The sequence below is a fragment of the Acidovorax sp. GW821-FHT09B03 genome (genome assembly GCF_059418305.1).
In genome coordinates, this window is sequence record NZ_JBWKPP010000009.1 from 221037 (window position 1) to 241617 (window position 20581).

Here is a 20581-nt window from a genome sequence, read left to right on the forward strand (position 1 = left end):
AGGGCACAATTGCTATTCCCGCAAGCATTCGTTCGTCCATAACGAACGCGATGGACCCGCTGCATGAACTACGACCTGACCGACCTGCGCCTGTTCGTCGCCATTGCCGAAGAGCGCAACCTTACGCGCGGGGCCGCGCGCGCCTGCCTGGCGCCGTCATCGGCCAGCCACCGGCTGCGCCGGCTGGAGGATGCGCTCCACACCACCTTGTTCGAGCGGCAGACCCGCGGCGTGCAGCTCACGCGCGCGGGCGAAGCGCTGCTGCGCAATGCGCGCCAGGTGCTGGCCAGCCTGGAGCAGATGCATGCCAACCTGTCGCCCTTTGCCACGGGCATCCGCGGCCATGTGAGCCTGTGGGCCAACACCCATGCCACGCACACCTTTCTGCCCGATGACCTGGCCGGCTTCCTGAAGCAGCACCCCCAGGTCAGCGTGACGCTGGAGGAGCGCACCAGCGCCGAGATCGTGGTCGCCGTGGCCAGCGGTGAGATCGAGGTCGGTGTGCTCGCCGACAGCGGCAACAGCGCGGGCGTGGAGCTGGCGCCCTACCGGCAGGACCGGCTGGTGCTGATCGTGCCCAGGGGGCATGCGCTGTCGGGGCGTGCGCAGGTCGGCTTTGCCGAGGTGCTTGACCACGCTTTTGTCATGCTGCATGCGGGCTCGGCCATCCATACCTTCACGATGAACGCGGCGGCCGCCCTGGGGCGGCACCTGGATGTGCGCATCCAGGTGCGCAGCTTCGAGGCAGTTTGCCGCATGGTGGGGGCGGGCGTGGGCATCGGCCTGGTGCCGCGCAGCGCGGTCCAGCTGGCAGGCCTGGCGGACCCGCCGGTGGTCGTGGCGATGGACGAGCCCTGGGCCCAGCGCGACCTGCAGATCTGCGTGCGCAAGGGCGTGGCGCTCTCGGGTTTTGCCTCGGCACTGGTGGAGCACCTGCGGCGCAGCGGCACCAGCCCTCAAGAGGGTGGGCTGTCAGCCGGCAACCGGCCCTCGGGGAGGCCGTAGGGGCTGGCCTTGGGAGGTTTGATGGGTAGCCACAGGGTGAAGCGTGTTCCAGTCGGCCCGGAGGCCCACGCCACCGTGCCGCCGATGGCCTGGGCGCGGCGCTGCAGGTTGCGCAGGCCCCGGCCGGCAGACTCTGCATGGGCCTTGTCCACATCGAAGCCCTGTCCGTTGTCCTCGATGGCCACCTCGACGACTTCCCCCACCTGACCGGTGCTGAAGCGGATTTGGGTCGCCCGCGTATGGTGCAGGATGTTGGCCACGGTCTCCTGCACGATGCGCAGAATGTGCAGCGCGCTGGAGGGGTCCAGCCATTCAAGCACCGGCACGTCCTGCACCTCCCAGCGCAAGGCGATGCCCGCACTCTCGATGCGCGGCCCCATCCGAAAGCGCAGCGTGGCCAGCAGCAGCAGCAGGTCGGCATCCACCGGCTCCATCGAGTCGATGGCCAGCTTCAGGTCGTCCATGCAATCGGCCAGCACCCGGGCCATCTGCTCGTCGGTCAGCGTGCCGCCCTGGACCGAGCGGATGGCGCTGGTGAGCGAGGAGCCCAGGCCATCGTGCATGTCCTGCATCAGGCGCTGGCGTTCCTGGCTCAGCGTCTGCGCGTGCTCTGCCGTGCGCAGCGCCTGGTAGCTGCGCTCCAGTTCGGCCTCGCGCGCCGCGAGCCGTTCGGCCAGGCCTGCGTTGACCCGCTTCACCTCGGTGATGGCCCGCACGTAACGGCGCAGCATGATGAACATGAAGACGGCCAAGTACAGGACCGCGGCGTAGGGCGTGAGGTAGAACCATTCCAGGTCCAGCAGTTGCTGGGCCTTGAACCAGTCGTAGATGCCCAGACCCACCGCCACGGCGACGCTGCTGCTCAGCAGCAGGCCGTCCATCGACCGGCTGCGCCAGGAATGCCACAGCCCCCCGGCCACCACGGCGACCGCCAGCGAGATCTGCAGCATCTGCAGCCCCGGGCGCAGCAGCACCAGGGCGGGCAGCGGCAGGCCGAGCGGCAGCGTCAGCAGGGTGAACACGGCCGTCAGCGCCAGCAGCGCGCCGGTCAGCCGTGGCAAGGTGCGCCCATGCAGCAACTGCAGGAACGCGTGCAGGATCACGATCTGCCAGGCCAGCGCGTTCAGCGTGATCCAGCCGAACCAGGTGTCGCTCACCGGCAGCCGCTCCAGCCCGGTATGGAAATGCCAGCGCCGCACCACCTGCAGCAGCGAGAAGCCGGCCAGCAGCAGGTACAGGGGGTCCTGGCGGCGCCACAGCCACACGCCGAAGCAGAACAGCGCCACGGCAAGAAAGGCCGAACTGCTCATGAAGGGCAGCTGGAATTCCAGCCACTCGCGCACGGTGTAGTGTGACAGCAGGGCATTGGTGTCGCCCACATAGAACGACGAGAGCCCGCCGCCCGCGCCCTGCAGGCTGTCCAGGCGGATGAGGATCTCGCGCGGCGCAGCCGCCAGCGGTGTCTGGTTCAACGGCAGCAGCAGGCCCGGGTGGCGGAACAGGTTCCAGCTTGGGCTGCCCAGCGACCGGTGGATCAACCGGCCGTCCGCGTACACCGCAATCTGGCCAGCGGTCTGCCAGCGCTTGAGGTAGAAGTGGGCCGTGCCGCCGGGCGGTGCAATGTCCGGCACCTGCACACGGAACCAGCGGGTCGATACGCGTGGCGTACCGCCAGCCGGGATGATCTGGCGCTCGAAGACAAAGGGCAGCGCGACCTCGCGCCAGTCCGCGCCCAGGGCTTGCCAATCGGTGTGCTCCTGCAGCGGCGCCGGCGGACCCGGCAGCTCCAGCTCCTGCGCGGCGGTGAAATGCACGACCGGCTGCGGTTGCGCCTGCACACCACCCATGCCCAATACCACCGCCAGCAGGCAGGCCAGCACCCATCGCAGCCGGCAGACAGTGGCTAGGAGCCTGTCGGACTTGGAAATCGTCGGCTGCAAATCGGCCGCAGCGGTCCATTTTTCACCGTTTTTTTGCCCCATAGCCTGGCTATGGGGCTGCAAATCCGGCAAAAACTGTCCTCGCTGAGGCCTATTTTCGCTTTCGACGCTCCAAGTCCGACAGACTCCTAGAAATCGCATGGCGGCATTGTGCATGCTGCGCGCCACCGCGCATGCGGGGCTTCAGTCGGCCAGCACGAGCTCCACGCCCGTGGCCCGCAAGGCCTTCTGGACCTGGGCGGGCGCCGCAGCCGGCACCACTAGGGCGCTCAGCTCCTTGAGTTGCGCGATGCCGAAGGGCGAGGCCGCGCCGAGCTTGTCGGTGGATGCCAGCACCACGGTTTCGGCCGCGCGCTGGTGCAGGGCGCGCTTGACGGCGGCCTCCTCGAAATCGCCGGTGGTGAGCCCGGCCTGGGCGTGCACGCCGGTCACGCCCATCAGGAACAGGTCGGCACGCAGCCGCCCGGCGGCCTCCACCACGCTGGCGCCCACGTTCACCATCGAATGCCGGTACAGGCGCCCGCCCAGACTCAGCACCTCGATGTGCACATGCCCGGCGAGCGCCGTGGCCACGGCAGGGCTGTGGGTCACCACCGTGGCGTGCAGGTCGAGCTGCAGGTGCTGCACCACCTGCAGCGAGGTGGTGCCGCCATCGAGGATGACCACCTGGCCGGGCCGCACCAGCGCGGCCCCGGCGCGGCCCAGCAGGCGCTTTTCGCCGGGCGCCAGCTCCTGGCGCACCTGCAGGTCGCCCACGGCGGCCGAGGCGGGCAGGGCGCCGCCGTGCACCCGCTGCAGCTTGCCTTCGCCTGCGAGCTCGCGCAGGTCGCGCCGCACCGTGTCTTCGGACACGCCCCACTCATCGCTGAGCGCCTTGGCCACGACCTGGCCCTGCTGTGCGAGGCGCTGGAGGATGAGCTGTTTGCGTTGGGTGGTGAGCATGGGCGGGTTGGTTGCATGAAATTCAATGAAAATGCATGATACTGCACGATTGAACTGTGGAGAACCCCATGCCCGACACCACGGCGGCCGACCGCCCTCTGCTGGTACTCATTGCCGGCCCCTACCTTTCCGGCACCGATGGCGACCCCGAGCGCATTGCCGCCAACCGGGCGCGGCTGGAAGCGGCCGCTTTGCCCATCTACCAGCGCGGCCACCTGCCCATGCTGGGCGAATGGCTGGCCCTGCCCATCATCCATGCGGCCGGCGGTCGCACGCACGGGGACGCGGTGTTCCATGCCTACCAGTATCCCGTGGCTGCCCGCCTGCTGGCGCGCTGCGATGCGGTGCTGCGCCTGCCCGGCGCCTCGCGCGGCGCCGACATGGACGTGGTCCGCGCGCAGGCCCTGGGCCTGCCGGTCTACCACCACATCGAGGAGCTGCCCGTGCGCAGGGCCGCTGAAGAAGAGGCGGTGGCGCCATGAAGCGCCCCGAAGCGGCGCCCTTGCCGGGCGATGCCGCCGATGTCCGGCTGCTGGGTGCCGACCTGCTGTCCGACAGCTGGTACACCCTGCGCCAGATCCACTTCGAGCTGCGCCGCCGCGACGGCCACTGGCAGCGGCTGAGCCGCGAAGCCTATGACCGGGGCAATGGGGCGGTGCTGCTGCTGTGGGACCCGCTGCGCCGCACCGTGGTGCTGACCCGGCAGTTCCGCCTGCCGGCCTTTCTGAATGGCTCCCCCGATGGCCAGTTGATCGAGGCCTGCGCCGGCCTGCTCGATGGCGATGGGCCCGAGGCCTGCATACGCCGCGAGGCCGAGGAAGAAACCGGCTACCGCATCCGCGCGCCGCGCAAGCTGTTCGAGGCCTACATGAGCCCGGGTTCGGTGACCGAGAAGCTGCACTTCTTCATCGCCGAGTACGCCCCCGGCGACCGGGTGCGCGCGGGCGGCGGCGTGGTGGAAGAGGGCGAGGACATCGAGGTCATCGAGATGCCCCTGGACGAGGCGCTGGCGGCCATCGCCTCGGGCCGCATCCAGGACGGCAAGACCATCATGCTGCTGCAGCATGCGGCGCTGGCTAGCGTGAACACCCCCTGAGTCGCTTCGCGCCTCCGTGCGTCCGCCAGAGGCGGTCGCTCTTCAGGCACGTCCAAGCCTGCGCAGGCAGGCTTGGAGCCGCGGCCCTCAGCCCCTCTCTCATATTGCTGCGCAATCTGGGAGGGGGACGCCCCCAGCGCAAGCGCTGTATACGCCGCCTTCGCGGCGGGGCGGCCCTTGCGCGGGGGCACTGGCTTCGGCCGCGCCAGTTTCATGCACTGCTGCCAGCACAGCGCAGTTGTTGCCTGAAGCCGTGTCGGCCAGGTTTACGGCCGCACTAGCCGCAGCGGCTCGCCGATGCGTTCGCGCTCCACGTCCGCACGGTGAAACGGCAGGGTGTGCCAGGCCTTGCCGGAGAACTGGCGCATCTGGTCGTTCGCATGCGGCGAATCGGGGTTGGTCGACTGGCCATAGGTCAGGATGGCCTGGGCCACGGGCCCGCGCGCGTCGAAAGTCACGGTCTGCACATAGCTCGTGCCGTAGTCGATGCGCAGGCCTGCGGTGTTGATCGGTGCGGGCTCCTGGCGGCCCAGGTTGTTGAGCACGCCCTCGAACTCCTCGCCGCCGTGCAGACCGATGGCCTCCTCGGTGATGGCCGGGCGCTGCACGCTGCCCAGCGTGGCGTCCAGGGCAAAGCCGCTGCTGCGGATGGTGGTGACCGCCTTGTCCAGCGCCTCCCATACCTTGGCGGCCACGGCGGCATCGTCCATCTTCAATCCGGCAGGGGTGGTGACGGGCTGGGCCGGGTCGAACGGAATGCGGAACACGCCAGGGATGTTGCGCGCATTGCGCCAGAACTCGCGGAACACATGGGCGCCGCGGGCGTCCAGGTCGTTGCGCAGGTTCCAGCCGCGCAGGGCGGCGCAGGCGTCGCGCGATGCGGCGCTGGGCGCCTGGCCGCAGGCGGCCAGCAGGTCCGGCACGGTGACCGAGGCCATGAAATTGCGGTTCTGGAACAGCTGCTGCTGGATGCCCTGCAGCGTCACCTTGCCCCGGCCCAGCATCTCGGGGATCTCGGCGAGGCCGGCGCGGGTGCGTGGGCGGGTCAGGCTGGCGTCGCCCACCAGGGGCGAGATGGCGCCGAACCTTTGGGCGGGGTGGGTGTAGAAGAAGCTGTCGTTGCTGTTGTGCACCCAGTCGTTGCGAAAGGCCACCGGCATGCGGGCCATGGGGATCAGGCCCGGCACGGGCGAAGCGCTGTCGCGGCGCCAGGCGCAGTCGCTGCGCGCGCCGTCCAGCACCACCAGGCCGGCGCTGCTAAGCAAGGCCGCGGCGGGCTTGCCCGGGGCGCAGCGCTCCAGGTCGGCGGCGTCCAGGTCAGGCACCACGCTCACGTCGGCATACATCACGCGGCCCTGGCGGTCGGTCGCCAGCGTGTTCACCCAGGGCAGGCCCAGCGAGGCATGGGCCCGGTGCAGGTCGTCCACCCGGGTGGCGCGGGCGAAGGCCAGCGCGGCATCCATCATGCGGGTGTTGCCCGTGTTGGCGTCGCGCAGGGCGTAGGCGGTCTTGCCGGTCCAGGCCAGGCCGGCACGCGGCACCACCACCAGGGGGCCCCAGCGGCTGGACCACACGGTCTGCTCGCGCGCCTGCAGCGTGCCATCGGGGTTGCGCACCTGGGCCTTCACCTGGCGCGCGACCATCTTCTCGGGTTGGCCATCCACCAGGTAGCTGGTCGGGTCGCCCGGCACCAGGGCCAGCTCGTACAGCGTGAAGCGCTTGCCGGTGGAGACGGTGTGCGACCAGGCCACGTCCTTGTTGAAACCGATCGATACCATGGGGTAGGTGCCTATGCCCACGCCCATCACGTCCATGTGGCCCGGGATGGTCAGGTGCATCTCGTAGAAGCGGTTGGGCCCGCTCCAGGGGAAATGCGGGTTGCCCAGCAACATGCCGCTGCCATTGGCCGTGACCTCCTTGCCGAAGGCCCAGGCATTGGAGCCCAGGGGCGAGTCGAGCAGGCCCACATCGCGCAGGGCCTGCGCTGCGTCGGCCAGGTCCACGGCGGGCGCCGATACCTGTGCGGCCTGGGGCGAGGGGGGCTGCGCGCCCAGCATGCCATCGGCCAGCGCGGCAATGCCGGCCTGCACGGCCACGACCTCGGCCATGCGCCGGTATTCCACCAGCGTCATCGGCTGCACCCAGGGCTGGCCCTGGCAGGCCTTGGGCAGGCGGGCCACGTTGTCGGCCAGGAAGCGGTTGTACCCCGCCACATAGCCACGCGCCATGGACTGTGCCTGCGCACTGGTGGCCGCCCAGCTGCGTGCCAGGAGGGCGTCGTCCATGTGTGCGGCCATGAACAGGTCGATCTGCTCGTTGGGCAGGTAGCGGCGGCCCAGCAGGCCGGTGGTCTTGCCGCCGAAAGTGGCGCCGCGCTGCCCGCGTGCGGTGACGAGCTGGTCGGCCGTCATGCAGACGTTGTCCTGCGCGTACGCATAGGCCACGCCATAGGCCAGTGATTCAGGGTCGTGCGCGGTGATGTGGGGAATCCCGTAGGTCGTGCGCTCAATGGTCACGCTGCGGTCGCCGCTGCCGGGCGTGCTGGCGCAGGCGCTCAGCAGCAGGGCGACGGCGCCGGTCGCGGCCGTGGTGCAAAAGGCCGTGGTACGGCTCCGTGTCGGTGTCATGGTAGGTGTCTCCGGTTCTGTGTGTTGTCTTGGCGTTGGGGATCGCAGGGCCATGCTACGTCTCGGTAACATTTGGACATGGTGGTGAAATGGACACGAATGGTTGCAAAATGGCCGCCATGCCGCCTAACCTGTCACCGCCATTTGCCTGTGTGAACGTGGGCATCCTCTGGGGCCAGGACAGCATCACCAGCACGGCGGCGGCCGTGGTGGACATCCTGCGCGCCATGAACATGCTGGCCGCCATGCGTGCGGCAGATGCGCCGCCGCCGCTGCGCTGGCACTGGCTGGAACTGCCCGGCGAGGCGGGGCTCCATGCCCCGCCCATTCCGGGCACGGATGGGCTGCAGGGACCTCTGCACGTGGTGGTGGTACCTGGCTGGCTGGTGCCCACGGGTCCGCAGTTGCGCGACATCTGCGACCGGCATGCCGCGCACTTCGGGCCGCTGCTGCGCTCCCACGTCGCGGGCGGCGGGCTGGTGGCAGCGCTGTTCAACGGCTCGGCCCTGCTGGCCGATTGCGGGCTGCTGGCGGGGCGCAAGGTTGCGGTACCCTGGGTGTTCGCGCCGTCCATCTTCATGCAGGCCGGCGACACCGGGCAGGGCGCAGCCATCGGCGCCAACTGGCAGCGCCACCAGGGCTGGCAGCGCGATGGCGCCCTGTGGACCACGGCTTCGCTGCAGGAGACCATTGCCGCCATGCTCGATCTGCTGGCCTGCACGCCCCTGGCCGAGCTGGCCCAGGCTGCATCGCCGGTGCTGCGCTTCGACCCGGAGCGCCAACTGACCGCACCCGCGGGGATGGAGACGCCCACCGGTCGCCCGCTGGTTTCCGGCGCGCTGGAGCAGGCCCGCCGCTGGCTGCAGGCACACCGCAGCGAACCCTACAGCCTGCAGGCCGCGGCGCGCGCGGCGTCCATCAGCCCGCGCACGCTGCTGCGCTGGTTTGCGCAGGAGCATGGGCAGACCCCGCAGGACTACCTGCACGGCCTGCGCGTGGCGCAGGCCCAGGCGCTGCTGCAGACCACCTACCTCACCGTGGAGGACGTGGCCCAGCAATGCGGCTACAGCGATACCGGCAGTTTCCGCAAGGTTTTCGTGCGCCTGTGCGGTGTGACGCCGGGGGCCTGGCGCCAGCGCTTTCGGCTGCGCACCACGCGCAAGCAGTGGCAGGGGCCCGGTGGGCCGCCTGTGGCGAAAGGCCGCTGAGAATCGCGGTCAGGGCCTGGTATCCAGCAGCGCCATGATGCGGTCCCAGTGGGGTGCATCCACCGGCGTGATCGACAGGCGGCTTCCTTTTTGCAGCACGCGCAGCTCGGCCAGCTCGGGGTGCTGGCGCAGCTCGGGCAGGCCGAGCAGGCGCGTCTTGCGCAGCGCCTGCACGTCGAGCAGCAGCCAGCGCGGCGCGTCGGGCGGCGACTTGGGGTCGTGGTAGGGCGAAGCGGGGTCGAACTGCGTGGGGTCGGCCCGCGTGCCCGAGGCCACGCGCGCAATGCCGACGATGCCGGGCTCGGCGCAGCTCGAGTGGTAGAACAGCACGCCGTCGCCTACCTGCATGCCATCGCGCATGAAGTTGCGCGCCTGGTAGTTGCGCACGCCGGTCCAGGGCACGGTGGCGCCAGGTGCGGCCAGGGCATCGTCGATGGAGCATTCCTCGGGCTCGGACTTCATGAGCCAGTGGCGGGGGGTGGCGCTGGATGGGGATGTCATGGCACCATTCTGGCAAAGAGACTGTTCGACCGCAAAACATGCGAGGGGAAAACGCGCTGCTGTCCATATGGGCGCGGCGCTACAAGCCATGGCTGAGCAATCCGACACCAAGAGCAAGAAAGGCAACGGTCCCGGCCCCTGGGTGCTGGTGCTGTTCGGCATGCCGTTTGCGGCCGTGGGCCTGGGCCTGTTGCTGCTGAGCGTGCTGCCCACCCTGTACGACTGGACCACCATGCAGGGCTGGCAGCCCGTGCAGGCCACGCTGGTGTCGGCCGAGACGGTGGCCAGCCGCGGCAGCAAGTCCACCACCTACAGCGTCAAGGCCGAGTACCGCTACCGCGTGGCGGGCCAGGAATACACCGGGCGCCGCGTGGCCATCGGCTCGGGCAGCGACAACGTGGGCGAGTTCCAGCAGGAGCTGGGCGCCCGGCTCGAAGCCGCGCAGCGCAGCGGCACGCCGGTGGAGGCCTGGGTGAACCCGGGCGACCCCACCGAGGCCGTGCTGGACCGCAGCCTGCGGCCGGGCATGCTGGCCTTCAAGCTGGTGTTTGCGCTGGTGTTTGGCGGAGCCGGCTTGGGCATCATCATTTTCGCCCTGCGTATCCGGTTCGCGCTGAGTCCGGGCGCACCGACAGCGGGGCCGGCCTGGGAGGCGCGCCCCTGGGAATCGCGCGCCGCCTGGAAGGACAACCGCATCCGGTCGCACCGGCGCCTCGGGGCATGGGTGGCCTGGACCATGGCGGTGCTGTGGAACCTGGTGGCGATCCCCATGGCCTTCACCGTGGTGCCGCGTGCGCTGGCCCGGGGCAACCACCTGGCAGCGGGCACCCTGGTGCTGGTTGCGCTGGTCGGCCTGGTGCTGCTGGCCTGGGCCGCCCGCAGTGCCTTCCATGCCCGGCGCTATGGCGATACCCGGCTGGAGCTGGACCCGTTTCCCGGCTCCATCGGCGGGCACTTCGGCGCCACCCTGGCGGTGCCCGTGGCCTACAGTTCGGGGCTGCGTTTTCTGGCCACCCTGCAGTGCGTGGAGCACACGCGCACCCGTTCGGGCGGCAAGACCAGCTACGAAAGCCGCACGCTTTGGCAGGTGCGCGGCCTGGCGCAGGTGGAGGCACAGGGCGAAGGCGTGCGGTTGGCAGTGCGCTTCGACGTGCCGGCGCACCTGCCCGCATCGGAAGACCCGGGCAGCGACTACCACCGCTGGGAGCTGCAGGTCCAAAGCGTGCCAGGCAGCTCGGGGGACAACCTCGCGCCGGGCTTTGCGCGCAGCTTCGATGTACCGGTGTACCTCACGAACCAGAAGTCGGTCTGGCTGCGCCACGACGCGGCCGAGCACCCGCAGCTGGCCGAGGTGGCCCAGGCCGGCGATGACGCGAACCTGTCCGACATGGAGCAGGTGCCTGGCGGGGTGCGGCTGTACTTTCCCTACGGCCGGCGCTGGAAGACCATGCTGGCGCTGCTCGTGTTCGGCGCCATCTTCGCGGGCGCGGGCACGCTGCTGTGGAACAACGAGGCGCCGCTGCCGTTCACCCTGATCTTCGGCGGCATCGGCTGGCTGGTGGTGCTGGGCGCCCTGTACGGCCTGGGCAACAGCCTCACGGTGCACCTGGACCGCCAGGGCATCCGCTCCGAGCGGCGCCTGCTGGGCCTGGTGCGCTGGCAGAGCACGGCTTCGGCGAGCGAGGTCACCCGCCTGGAGCTCAAGGAAAGTTACTCCACCACCACGGGGGGCCACAAGGAGACCTACTACCGCCTGCAGGCTGCGCTGGCCAGCGGCAAGACCATCACCGTGGCCGACAGCCTGCGCGGCAAGGCTGCGGCGCAGCAACTGCTGGCATCCCTGTGCCGGCAGACCGGCTACACCAAGGGCTCTCTTCCCGGTTGAGTTATCCGGCCTTGCGGAAGGTGAGGTTGATGCGCAGAGCACCCGTCAGCGGGTGCTCCGCCTCGGCCAGCGGCATCACGCCGTGGTAGCGCAGCCGCGCCCGTCCGCCCCAGACCACCACATCGCCATGGACCAGGGGAATGCGCTGCGCCTTGTCGGCCCGCGCATCGCCGCCGAACAGGAACACGGCAGGGATGCCCAGCGAGACCGAGACGATGGGGTGGTCGTGGCTGCGCTCGTCCTTGTCCTGGTGCAGCGACAGGCGGGCACCGGGCGCGTAGCGGTTGATCAGGCAGGCATCGGGCACGAAATGGGCAAAGCCCGCGGCATCGGCCGCATCGCGCGCCAGGGTGGCGAACACGGTCGGCAGCGGGGGCCAGGGCCGGCCGCTGAGCGGGTCGGCCCGGCCATAGCGGTAGCCGCTGCGGTCGGAGATCCAGCCCAGCGGGCCGCTGTTGGTCATGGCCACCGACATGCGCTGGCCGCCCGGGGTTTCCAGGTGCCGGAAGGGCGCATGCCCGGCGATGCCGTCGACCGCCTGCAGCAGCGCCGGTGCCACATCGAGCGCAAAGCCACGCAGCAGAACCGCCCCGGGGGCCAGGGCCTGCCGCGTGCCGGCCTGCTGCTGGAGCAGCGCGGCTTCCTCCTCATGGCCAAACAGGTTCAGGCTCATGTCGCGTCGTGGAAGATGATGCCCGCCGTGTGCCGCATGCCTGAGCGCAACCGGCTCACGCCATGGCGCATGTTCACGCGGTAGGGGCCGCGCGTGCCGTTGACCGGGCGGTGGTGCACGGCAAAAACGACTGCATCGCCCTGGCGCAGGGGCACGACTTCGGCGCGCGACTGCATGCGCGGGCGCTGCTCGGTCAGCACGAACTCACCGCCCGTGAAGTCGCGCCCGGGCTCCGACAGCAAGATCGCCACCTGCAGCGGAAACACATGCTCGCCATACAGGTCCTGGTGCAGGCAGTTGTAGTCGCCCGCCTGGTACTGCAGCAAGAGCGGCGTGGGCCGCACCTGGCCGGCCGCATGGCAGCGGTCGATGAACTCGGCGTGCGTGGCCGGATAGCGGGTGGGGATGTCCATCACCGCATTCCAGTGGTTGGCCAGTGGGCACAGGTGCGGGTACAGCGCCTCGCGCAGACCGGCCACCAGGGGCGGCAGCGGGTAGGCAAAGTACTGGTACTCGCCCTGGCCGAAGCCGTGGCGCGCCATCACCACGCGGCTGCGAAAGCGGCTGCCGTCCGGGTACAGGCCCGCGAGCGCCTGGCATTCCCCGGGGCTGAGCAGGGCCGGGAGAATGGCAGCGCCCTGGGCGTTCAGGCCGTCCGTGACTTCGGCCCAGCCGATGGCGCTGGCGCGGGCGGCCCAGTCCGTGGCGTGTTCGGGGAGGCGGGCATTCATGCGGGCTGGCCCTTGGTCTGGCGCTGCTCGCGATCCAGCAGGGCCTGCTTGCGCTCCACGCCCCAGCGGTAGCCCGACAGAGCGCCGTCGTTGCGCACCACCCGATGGCAGGGGATGGCCACGGCCAGGGCATTGGCCGCGCAGGCCTGTGCCACGGCGCGGGCCGCCGTGGGGGAGCCGATGCGCTGGGCGATCTCGGCATAGCTGGCTGTTGCGCCGGCGGGGATGGCCTGCAGCGCCTGCCACACACGCTGCTGGAAGGCCGTGCCCTGCACGTCGAGCGGCAGGTCCAGGCCCAGGCCAGGGGCTTCCACGAAGGCCACGACCCGCGCCACCAGCGCATCGAAGCTGCGGTCGTCGCCCACCAGGTGGGCCTGGGGAAAGCGGTCCTGCAGATCCTGCGCCAGCAACTGGGCGTCGTCCCCCAGCAAAATGGCGCACACACCGCGCCCGCTCTGCGCCACGAGGAGGGCGCCCAGCGAGCACTGCGCGATTGCGAAGCGGATGGTGACCTGCCTGCCACCCGCCTGGTAGCGCGTGGGCGTCATGCCCAGCACGCCGTCGGCCTCTTCGTAGAAACGGCTGGTGGCGTTGTAGCCCGCGTTGAAGATGGCATCGGTCACGCTGCCGGCCTGGGGCGCGGCCAGTTCGCTGCGCACGCGCTGCGCGCGCTGTGCGGCGCCATAGGCCTTGGGCGTGAGGCCCGTGGCCTGCTTGAAGATGCGGTGGAAGTGGTGGGCGCTCAGGCCCACGCGGGCGGCCAGCGCATCCAGCGTGGGCGGCGCCTCGGCCGCCTCGATGATGCGGCAGGCCTCGGTGACCAGGGCCGCGTGGTGCGCTACGGGCGATGCCTGGGTCGGCTTGCAGCGCTTGCAGGGGCGAAAGCCGGCGCGTTCGGCATCGGCGGTGCTGTCGTGGAAGCGCACGTTCTCGGGCAGCGCCGGCCGGGCGGCGCAGCTCGGGCGGCAGTAGACGCCGGTGGTCTGCACCGAGTAGTAGAAGCGGCCGTCGGCCGCAGCGTCGCGCGAGCGCACCGCCGGCCAGCGCGGGTCGGCCAGGGTGGCCGCGGCCTGGGCGGCCTTGGCGCTGGCCTTGGGCGGGTGGCTGGTGGGCATGCTGCGGTGGGCGAATGCGGTGGTGGTGGTGTTCATGGGGGCCTCGCAAAGGTGTTGGAGATGGCCCCACTGTAAAAATGGACCGCCTTGCACGCACCCCGAAGCTTGCTTTTGAATTCTGCACCGTTGGCAGTCGCCCCGGTGCCGTCAGGGATCAGGCACGAACGGCAGCGCTCTGCGAAGCCCCGTCCCGCCCCAGCGTTTGGCGTTCTCGCCCGGTATTGCCAGCGGGTTGTTCTGCGGCTCCGACAGCGGGGCCAGCAGGGCCTGCAGGTCGGCCTCGCTGAACTTGACGGCGCCTTCCCCGTCATGCCCCAGCACGCCCTGGGCCAGCGCGGCCTTGCGCGCCTGCAGTTCCAGCATGCGCTCCTCGATGCTGCCTTCCACCACCAGCTTGTAAACGAAGACCGGCTGGTCCTGGCCGATCCGGTGGGCGCGGGCCGTGGCCTGCTCCTCCACGGCCGGGTTCCACCAGGGGTCCACATGGACCACCGTGTCGGCGGCCGTGAGGTTCAGGCCGACGCCGCCGGCCTTGAGGCTCACCAGCAGGATGGGCGGGCTGGCCTCGTCCTGCGCCTGAAAGCGCTGCACCACCGCGCCGCGCTGGCCCGGTGGCGTCTGGCCGGTGAGGGCCAGGAAGGGCAGCTCCAGCGCCTGCAATTGCTCCGCCACCAGTTCGAGCATCTCCGTGAACTGCGAAAACACCAGCACGCGCCGGCCTTCGGCCACCAGGGCCGGCAGCATGTCGGCCAGCAGTTCGAGCTTGGCGCGCTCCATGCTGGCCGCCATCTTGCTGCCCTTGACCAGGCGCGGGTCGCAGCACACCTGGCGCAGCTTGAGCAGGGCGTCGAGGATGCTGATCTGCGCGCCGTCGAAGCTCTCGCGCTCCAGCACCCGGCGCACCTGCTTGTCGACCGTGGTGCGCACGGCCTCGTACAGCTCGCGCTGCCTGCCCTGCAGCTGCACGTGCTGGATCACCTCGGTGCGCGGGGGCAGTTCGGTGGCCACGTCCTGCTTGCGCCGGCGCAGGATGAAGGGGCGCACGCGCTGCGAGAGCAACTGGGCGCGCAGGGTCTCGCCGTTCTCTTCGATAGGCTTGCGCCAGCGCGCATTGAAGCTGCGCACGTCGCCCAGAAAGCCGGGCATCAGGAAGTCGAACTGCGCCCAGAGCTCGCCCAGGTGGTTTTCCAGCGGCGTGCCGGTCAGGCACAGCAGGTGCGGGGCCTGCAGGCGGCGCAGGGCGCGCGCGCTGCGGCTGCCGGCGTTCTTGACCATCTGCGCCTCGTCCAGGATCAGCAGATGGAAGGCCTGCCCCGCCAGCGCCTCCACGTCGCGCCAGAGCAGGGGGTAGGTGGTCAGCACCAGGTCGTGGTCGGCGATCTTGGCAAACGCCTTGCCCCGGTCCGGCCCGTGCAGGGCCAGCAGGCGCAGGCCTGGGGCCATGCGCCGGGCCTCGGCCTGCCAGTTGAAAAGCAGCGAGGTGGGCAGCACCACCAGGGCCGGCCGCGTGAGGCGGCCGGCCTCCTTTTCCACCAGGACATGGGCCAGGGCCTGCGCGGTCTTCCCGAGGCCCATGTCGTCGGCCAGGATGCCGCCCAGGCCTTGCGCGCGCAGGTACTGCAGCCAGGCCAGGCCTTCGAGCTGGTAGGGGCGCAGCTGCACCTGCAGGCCCGCGGGCGCGGCGACCGGCTCGGGCGTGCCGATGGCCTTGAGGCGTTTGGCCAGTTGGGACAGTCCGATATCGCCCTGCAGCTGCCAGTCGTTGGCACTGCCCACGCGGTGGGCCTGCACCAGGCCGGCGCGCAGGGCTTCGAGCCGGCGCAGTTCCCAGGCGCCCAGGCGCAGCGGGTCGCCGTCCTGGCGCTGGTTGCGCTCGGGGTCGGTGATCAGGTCCACCATGGCCCCCACGATGGCCTTGAGCGGGCCGGCAGGCGCATCGATTCGCCGCCCACCGGGTGCGCGCAGCGAGATGGTCTCCAGGTCGTCGATGCGCGCCATGCGCCGCGCGATGAGCCAGCGCGCATCGCGCTTGAGCAGGTCGGCCAGCATGGGCGCCAGGTCCAGCGTCTCGCCGTCGATCTCGATGCCCAGGCTCAGCAGCCAGGCGCCTTCGCGCGCGGGCAACTGCAGCTTTTGCACCGGGCGTTCGCGCGGGCCCACGGGGCCGGCCACTTCCTTGCCCAGTACCTCGCCGGTGTCGGGGGCGATGAGGAGCTTCCAGCGTTGCACGGGCACGCTCTCGTGTGCAAAGCCGGGCCGCACCACCACGCTCCAGCCCTGGGCCGCAAGGCGTGGCACCTGTTCGGCCCAGAAGTCGCCGAAGAAGGCCTCCTGCGCCAGCGTCCACACCGGGCCCAGGCTGGCGCCGGCATCGCGGTTGCGCCACTGCAGGGTGCGCGCGTCCAGGGGCTGCAGGCCCAGCTCCCAGACCAGGTCCATGGCGTCGGATTCGGCCGCCAGGTCGCGCTGCATGCGCACCACGGGGCCGCCGGTGTCGTACAGGTCCACGAGCGGTGCCGGGCGCGAGTTGAGGATGGAGGTGGGCGCCGGCGCCTGCCAAGCGATGGCGGCCTGTCGCGCGTCTTCGAGGCGGTAGGTCCAGTCGATCTGCACCAGCGTCACGCTGTCGCCGCGCGGGCCCATCTTGCCCTGGGGCTTGAGGCCCAGCAGCCCCTCGCCCCGGCCCAGGGTCATGAGGGTGATGCGCGGCTGGAAGTGGCCGGCGGCAATGCCTGGGGGCAAGGCCGGGCGCTGCGGGGATTGGGGGGCTTCATTGCCATCGCCCCGCATCAGCCCCATCACGCGCGCGGCCTCGGCGTCCGTCAGCGGGGGCAGGGCCTTGAGCGCATCGGCCCCGGCCTGGCGGCGCAGGGCGGCCACCCAGGCGGCGATCACCGCCTGGCGGTCGGAGCGCGGTAGGTTCGGTTCTGCGGGGGAGGGAAAGGGGTCATCGGAACGTGTCACTGGGCGGTGATTGTGCCCGTACTATCCAACTCAATTACCCGAGCACAGGCACGGCGTAGTGCATGACGGACGCGTCCGAGCCACCCTGGTAGCCTGGCCCATAGATTTCCAGGTCCGCACCGCCGCTGTGGCGCTGTTCGGCACCTGCCAGCCAGTTGGCGTAGATGTAGTTGACGGTGTGGTTCACGTTCTCCGGCGCGCCCCGGTGCTCGAACGTGGCGTAGCGCGCGGCCGGCACTTCGAAGTGCACCATGCCTTCGGGCAAGGCGCCGGCGTGCGAGACCTCGATGGCGGCGTGGTACAGCAGCAGGTCGCTGGTGCTCGCGGTCTGGCTCACCACGCCGTAGCAGACACCGGGCACCCGGTGGGGGATTTCTGCCAGCCGGGGCATGAAGCCCGCCCACAGCGGGGGCAGCTTCTGGCCCAGGTTGTCCTTGTCGGAGTCGGCTCCGTAGAAATGGGTGGCCAGCCCCACCAAGTGCAAGGGCGGGCGCTCCTGGATGTCCGGGGTGAGTGACAGGTTGCGGTCCAGCTGGCGCAGGTAGTCCTCGTCGAACTGGACCTTCTTGACGAAGAGGCTTCGCCTGCCGAACTTGCGGTACTGGTTGGGCGTGAGCTCGAAGCAGGCCTTGAACGCCCGGGTGAAGCTCTCCTGCGTGTCGTAGCCGGCCGCCAGGGCAATGTCCAGGATGCCCAGGCGTGTGTGGAGCAACTGGTCCAGCGCCTTGGCAAAGCGCCGCGACCGGATGTAGGTCTTCAAGGTCTCGTTGGTCAGGGCCTTGAAGATGCGCTGGAAGTGCCACTGGCTCAGCCCGGCGGCCTGCGCCACGTCCGACAGGGCGATGTCGGTATCGAGATGCGCCTCGATGAAGTCGATGCCGCGCTGGATGCGGTGCAGGTAGAACATGCCGGGCTTCTTCCTTCAAGGGGTGTCGTAGAAGCCGGTCATCGCCAGCAGCTTGCCCTGATCGTTGAACTGGCCAAAGCTTACCCCCTCGCCGAGCACCGCGCCATCGGCGCCCAACATCTTCCACTGGGCCATGCAGTGCTGGTGGTGGCTCGCAAAGCGCTCGGTCACGAAGTAGGCGCCCGGCAACTGTTGGTGAAAGCCCTGCATGGTCTCTCCGAGCGCCTCCCAGCCGGACGCAACCCCCAGCGGGTCGGTGTAGGTGCATTGTTCGTCCAGGCTGGCGGCGAACAGGGCCTGCTTTTCAGCGGGTGTGGGCGCCTTCCATGAGGCGACGTAGGTTTCCCAGGTGGTTTGCATTGCGTGGTCCATGGGGGTGCTCCTTGGGTTGAGATAGAAGCCACCGATGGTGCCCATCGCCGCAGGCGGGTTTTGATATTTTGTGCTTATCTCATGGGCCTACTTCACGCCTTGCGCTGTGGGCTGCGGGGTCGTCACCCGCGGCCGATTGCCTTGCAGGTTCATCGCGGCCGCGGCCAGAAGGATGGCCGCGGCCCCGAGCCACTGCGCGGGCTGCAGCCGGTGGCCGAAGGCCACGAAGTCCACCGCGATGGCGACTATTGGGTAGATGAAGGACAGCGCGCCCTGCAGGTAGGTGGGCAGCTTCTGCACTGCGCCGTAGAGCAGGATGTACATCAGCCCGGTGTGCACCACGCCCACCGTGACCAGCAGCATCCAGGTACGCGCGTCGCGGGGCAGCTCGCCGAAATGGGCGAACGGGGCCAGCATGAGCACCCCCACACAGACCTGCACCAGCGCAATCAGGTGCGGTGGCGTGCCCGTGAGCCGCTTGGCGATGACCGAGGCCACGGCCCAGAAGAAGGCCGCGCCCAGCGCCATGGCGATGCCCAGCGCATAGTGGCTGCCCGCGAAGCTGGCGCCCGGCCGGGCCTGCACGATGAGCAGCATGCCGCCAAAGGCCAGGGCCAGCCAGCCGAGCTTGGCGAGGGTGATGCGCTCGCCAAAGAGCAGGGCGCCGAAAGCCACCAGCATGAAGGGCTGGGTGTTGTAGACCGCCGTGGCGATGGAGATCGAGGCATGCGCGTACGCGCCGAACAGCAGCAGCCAGTTGGTGACAATGGCCACGCCGCCGAGCGCGGCCCAGCCCGCCTGGCGCCAGGTGAGCACCCCGCGCAGCAGGCCCATGGCGGCGCACACCAGCGCCAGCGTGGCCGCGCCGAAGGCGCAGCGCCAGAACACCACGTCCAGCGCCGCCAGCCCCGATTGCACGACGAACCAGCCTATCGTGCCCGAAATGGCCATGGCGCCGCCCATTTCGAGCGTGCCCTGCGTCTTTTTGTCCATCACCGTTCCACCTTGTATTCCGATGCACCGAGTGTAGAAAAATGGCGCTGCCAGGTGAATGGTCAAAAAAAGTCGATTGCTCAGATAGTCCTCATAATCCAAGGCATGGCTTGAATCCGGAGTAATTTTCCATGGACCTGGTCGATCAATCCATTCTGTCGGTGCTGCATGCGGATGCGCGTACCTCGCTCAAGCTGCTGGCCGAGCGCGTGGGCCTGTCGGCGCCCAGCGTGTCCGAGCGGCTGCGCCGGCTGGAAGAGCGCGGCGTGATCCGCGCCTTCACCCTGGACATCGAGCCGCGCGCCCTGGGCTACCAGCTGCAGGCCATCGTGCGCATCAAGCCGCTGCCGGGCCAACTGGCCGCGGTGGAGCAGTTGATACGCGACACGCCCGAGTTCTGTGAGTGCGACAAGGTGACGGGCGACGATTGCTTCATCGCCCGGGTCTATGTGCGTTCCATCGAGCAGCTCGACGGCGTGCTCGACCGCATCGCCGACAAGGCCCAGACCAGCACGGCCATCGTCAAGGCGCAGACCATCAGGCGACGGCCGCCGCCGTTCACACCCGGTTGAGCGTCAGCGGCCCAGCACCTTCGCAAAGAGTTCGTTGCGAAAGTGGATGCCCAGGCGCGCGAAGGCGCGGTTGCGGTAGGTCTTGACGGTGGGCACGCCCAGGCCCAGGTCGGCCGCGATGCCCTCGTGCGTCATGCCCTGCAGAACGCGGGCGCAGACGTCGAGCTCTCGGTCCGTCAGGTCGTGCTGCAGGCGCAGCAGCCGCTCACGCAGAGCCGCCAGGCCCTGGGGCAGGGCGACCAGGGCAGGCAGAACGGCATGGTCCGTGTCCTCGTCCTGCGCCAGCGGCACCATGGTCTGCGGGCGCGCCAGCGAGATGTGCTTGCGCGCCAGGGCCAGCAGCACGGGCGCCACGCTCTCGAAGCCACTGATCTGGCCATCGCGAAACGGCGGCTGGTGCTGGTGGCGGTAGAAGTTGACCGCGAACACCGAGCCATCGCTCTCGTAGTCGACCACCGAGACGCGCTCGGCCACGCCATGCGCCTCGTAGACGCGGGCGCGGTGCTCGCCCTCGACTTCGGTGGCCGTCACATGGCACAGCCGGGTCAGTGGTTCGGCGGGGGCGTCCTCGAACGGCCGGCCCCAGGTGCGGTCGCGGCGGTAGGGCCCCGAGAGGTAGGCCCACCAGCAGTCCTGCGTGGTGTCGGGCACGCCGCGGCTGGCCGACATGAACAGGGTGGGCTTGCAGCGATGCCCGGTGCGGTACACCGACCACGAAGCCGCGGGCAGCACGGGGGCCAGGTCGTCGAGCAGGCCAGCGGCGAAGCCGGCCTCGCCCAGGCGCTGCACCATGCCGGCCAGGGCCTGGCCAGCGGGGCCGGTGGCGGCATGCCTGCCCGTGGCGGGCGGCTCGGAGGGGAGCCATTGCCTCATGGTCGGGTGCCTTGCAGGTGCGTGGAGATCGGTGTCATCGGGTTGTCATCCTCAGGGATGACAGGCGGTGGGCACAACCGGATTTACGCTAGGTTCATAACTAGTGTGCTGTCCCGCTGATACGTGAGCAAAGTCGATGCAACTTTTCGAGGATCGAATCAGCGGTGGCGGTCCACT

18 protein-coding genes are annotated in these 20581 nt (G+C 69.7%); 6 read left to right on the forward strand and 12 right to left on the reverse strand.

The features are described 5' to 3' along the window. Positions 1–63 precede the first annotated feature (63 nt). Positions 64–1005, forward strand: a complete 942-nt coding sequence (locus AC07PA_RS18200; RefSeq protein WP_494607649.1) for a LysR substrate-binding domain-containing protein — start codon at positions 64–66, stop codon at positions 1003–1005. Here the strand turns inward: AC07PA_RS18200 and AC07PA_RS18205 are convergent. Both AC07PA_RS18205 and AC07PA_RS18210 read right to left on the reverse strand, forming a co-directional pair. After that, positions 957–2819, reverse strand: coding sequence for a sensor histidine kinase (locus AC07PA_RS18205; protein ID WP_494607651.1), 1863 nt, complete (start codon positions 2817–2819; stop codon positions 957–959). The two genes, AC07PA_RS18200 and AC07PA_RS18205, sit on opposite strands and share 49 nt — an antisense overlap. Before the next feature lie 309 nt (positions 2820–3128). Then, the gene (locus AC07PA_RS18210; protein WP_494607653.1) at positions 3129–3887 is read right to left on the reverse strand and encodes a DeoR/GlpR family DNA-binding transcription regulator; all 759 of its coding nucleotides are present in this window, start codon (positions 3885–3887) and stop codon (positions 3129–3131) included. A 68-nt stretch (positions 3888–3955) separates the two neighbouring features. Between AC07PA_RS18210 and AC07PA_RS18215 the strand changes: the two genes are divergently transcribed. Beyond that, on the forward strand, positions 3956–4369 hold the full coding sequence (locus AC07PA_RS18215) for a DUF4406 domain-containing protein (RefSeq protein WP_494607655.1): 414 nt from the start codon (positions 3956–3958) through the stop codon (positions 4367–4369). Then, positions 4366–4983, forward strand: coding sequence for an NUDIX domain-containing protein (locus tag AC07PA_RS18220; RefSeq protein ID WP_494607657.1), 618 nt, complete (start codon positions 4366–4368; stop codon positions 4981–4983). Before AC07PA_RS18215 ends, AC07PA_RS18220 begins: the two co-directional genes overlap by 4 nt. 266 nt (positions 4984–5249) lie before the next feature. Here AC07PA_RS18220 and AC07PA_RS18225 read toward each other — a convergent pair whose 3' ends face one another. Further along, the gene (locus tag AC07PA_RS18225; protein WP_494607659.1) at positions 5250–7610 is read right to left on the reverse strand and encodes a penicillin acylase family protein; all 2361 of its coding nucleotides are present in this window, start codon (positions 7608–7610) and stop codon (positions 5250–5252) included. A gap of 119 nt (positions 7611–7729) precedes the next feature. Here AC07PA_RS18225 and AC07PA_RS18230 point away from each other — a divergent pair, with 119 nt between their 5' ends. Further along, positions 7730–8818, forward strand: coding sequence for a GlxA family transcriptional regulator (locus AC07PA_RS18230; protein ID WP_494607661.1), 1089 nt, complete (start codon positions 7730–7732; stop codon positions 8816–8818). Positions 8819–8827: 9 nt separating this feature from the next. On the opposite strand, the gene AC07PA_RS18235 is transcribed toward AC07PA_RS18230, so the two are convergent. Beyond that, a complete protein-coding gene (locus AC07PA_RS18235; protein ID WP_494607663.1) occupies positions 8828–9319 on the reverse strand; it encodes an EVE domain-containing protein in 492 nt (163 codons plus the stop codon). Positions 9320–9407: 88 nt separating this feature from the next. Here AC07PA_RS18235 and AC07PA_RS18240 point away from each other — a divergent pair, with 88 nt between their 5' ends. Then, the gene (locus AC07PA_RS18240; RefSeq protein ID WP_494607665.1) at positions 9408–11204 is read left to right on the forward strand and encodes a DUF3592 domain-containing protein; all 1797 of its coding nucleotides are present in this window, start codon (positions 9408–9410) and stop codon (positions 11202–11204) included. A gap of 1 nt (position 11205) precedes the next feature. Here the strand turns inward: AC07PA_RS18240 and alkB are convergent, their stop codons facing one another. The 7 genes from alkB to AC07PA_RS18275 all read right to left on the reverse strand — a co-directional run bounded on the left by alkB (position 11206) and on the right by AC07PA_RS18275 (position 18959). Then, positions 11206–11877, reverse strand: a complete 672-nt coding sequence (gene alkB, locus AC07PA_RS18245) for a DNA oxidative demethylase AlkB (protein ID WP_494607667.1) — start codon at positions 11875–11877, stop codon at positions 11206–11208. Next, positions 11874–12608: a 2OG-Fe(II) oxygenase gene (locus AC07PA_RS18250; protein ID WP_145696594.1), complete on the reverse strand. Its 735-nt coding sequence runs from the start codon at positions 12606–12608 to the stop codon at positions 11874–11876. Before AC07PA_RS18250 ends, alkB begins: the two co-directional genes overlap by 4 nt. Beyond that, positions 12605–13759 (reverse strand): bifunctional DNA-binding transcriptional regulator/O6-methylguanine-DNA methyltransferase Ada, encoded by a 1155-nt coding sequence (gene ada / locus AC07PA_RS18255; protein WP_494607669.1) that lies wholly within the window; start codon positions 13757–13759, stop codon positions 12605–12607. Before ada ends, AC07PA_RS18250 begins: the two co-directional genes overlap by 4 nt. A gap of 111 nt (positions 13760–13870) precedes the next feature. Next, entirely contained in the window at positions 13871–16687 is a 2817-nt protein-coding gene (locus AC07PA_RS18260; RefSeq protein ID WP_494607671.1) for a DEAD/DEAH box helicase, read from the reverse strand. 34 nt (positions 16688–16721) lie between these two features. Then, the gene (locus tag AC07PA_RS18265; protein WP_494607673.1) at positions 16722–17594 is read right to left on the reverse strand and encodes a helix-turn-helix domain-containing protein; all 873 of its coding nucleotides are present in this window, start codon (positions 17592–17594) and stop codon (positions 16722–16724) included. A gap of 15 nt (positions 17595–17609) precedes the next feature. Beyond that, positions 17610–17966 carry a nuclear transport factor 2 family protein gene (locus tag AC07PA_RS18270; RefSeq protein WP_494607675.1) on the reverse strand — a complete coding sequence of 119 codons (357 nt, stop codon included), beginning with the start codon at positions 17964–17966 and terminating at the stop codon, positions 17610–17612. Positions 17967–18053: 87 nt separating this feature from the next. Then, positions 18054–18959 (reverse strand): DMT family transporter, encoded by a 906-nt coding sequence (locus AC07PA_RS18275; protein ID WP_494607677.1) that lies wholly within the window; start codon positions 18957–18959, stop codon positions 18054–18056. A 131-nt stretch (positions 18960–19090) separates the two neighbouring features. Here AC07PA_RS18275 and AC07PA_RS18280 point away from each other — a divergent pair, with 131 nt between their 5' ends. Further along, complete coding sequence (locus AC07PA_RS18280) at positions 19091–19531, forward strand: Lrp/AsnC family transcriptional regulator (protein ID WP_007855444.1); 441 nt, start codon at positions 19091–19093, stop codon at positions 19529–19531. A gap of 3 nt (positions 19532–19534) precedes the next feature. Here AC07PA_RS18280 and AC07PA_RS18285 read toward each other — a convergent pair whose 3' ends face one another. Further along, positions 19535–20404 (reverse strand): helix-turn-helix transcriptional regulator, encoded by an 870-nt coding sequence (locus AC07PA_RS18285; protein ID WP_494607680.1) that lies wholly within the window; start codon positions 20402–20404, stop codon positions 19535–19537. Positions 20405–20581: the final 177 nt, after the last annotated feature.

Bases quoted from the DNA above. Each gene is read 5' to 3' on its own strand.
- AC07PA_RS18200 (WP_494607649.1), top strand. From the start codon at position 64: ATGAACTACGACCTGACCGACCTGCGCCTGTTCGTCGCCATTGCCGAA.
- AC07PA_RS18210 (WP_494607653.1), bottom strand. From the start codon at position 3,887: ATGCTCACCACCCAACGCAAACAGCTCATCCTCCAGCGCCTCGCACAG.
- AC07PA_RS18215 (WP_494607655.1), top strand. From the start codon at position 3,956: ATGCCCGACACCACGGCGGCCGACCGCCCTCTGCTGGTACTCATTGCC.
- AC07PA_RS18220 (WP_494607657.1), top strand. From the start codon at position 4,366: ATGAAGCGCCCCGAAGCGGCGCCCTTGCCGGGCGATGCCGCCGATGTC.
- AC07PA_RS18225 (WP_494607659.1), bottom strand. From the start codon at position 7,610: ATGACACCGACACGGAGCCGTACCACGGCCTTTTGCACCACGGCCGCG.
- AC07PA_RS18230 (WP_494607661.1), top strand. From the start codon at position 7,730: ATGCCGCCTAACCTGTCACCGCCATTTGCCTGTGTGAACGTGGGCATC.
- AC07PA_RS18235 (WP_494607663.1), bottom strand. From the start codon at position 9,319: ATGACATCCCCATCCAGCGCCACCCCCCGCCACTGGCTCATGAAGTCC.
- AC07PA_RS18240 (WP_494607665.1), top strand. From the start codon at position 9,408: ATGGCTGAGCAATCCGACACCAAGAGCAAGAAAGGCAACGGTCCCGGC.
- alkB (WP_494607667.1), bottom strand. From the start codon at position 11,877: ATGAGCCTGAACCTGTTTGGCCATGAGGAGGAAGCCGCGCTGCTCCAG.
- AC07PA_RS18250 (WP_145696594.1), bottom strand. From the start codon at position 12,608: ATGAATGCCCGCCTCCCCGAACACGCCACGGACTGGGCCGCCCGCGCC.
- ada (WP_494607669.1), bottom strand. From the start codon at position 13,759: ATGAACACCACCACCACCGCATTCGCCCACCGCAGCATGCCCACCAGC.
- AC07PA_RS18265 (WP_494607673.1), bottom strand. From the start codon at position 17,594: ATGTTCTACCTGCACCGCATCCAGCGCGGCATCGACTTCATCGAGGCG.
- AC07PA_RS18270 (WP_494607675.1), bottom strand. From the start codon at position 17,966: ATGGACCACGCAATGCAAACCACCTGGGAAACCTACGTCGCCTCATGG.
- AC07PA_RS18275 (WP_494607677.1), bottom strand. From the start codon at position 18,959: ATGGACAAAAAGACGCAGGGCACGCTCGAAATGGGCGGCGCCATGGCC.
- AC07PA_RS18280 (WP_007855444.1), top strand. From the start codon at position 19,091: ATGGACCTGGTCGATCAATCCATTCTGTCGGTGCTGCATGCGGATGCG.
- AC07PA_RS18285 (WP_494607680.1), bottom strand. From the start codon at position 20,404: ATGAGGCAATGGCTCCCCTCCGAGCCGCCCGCCACGGGCAGGCATGCC.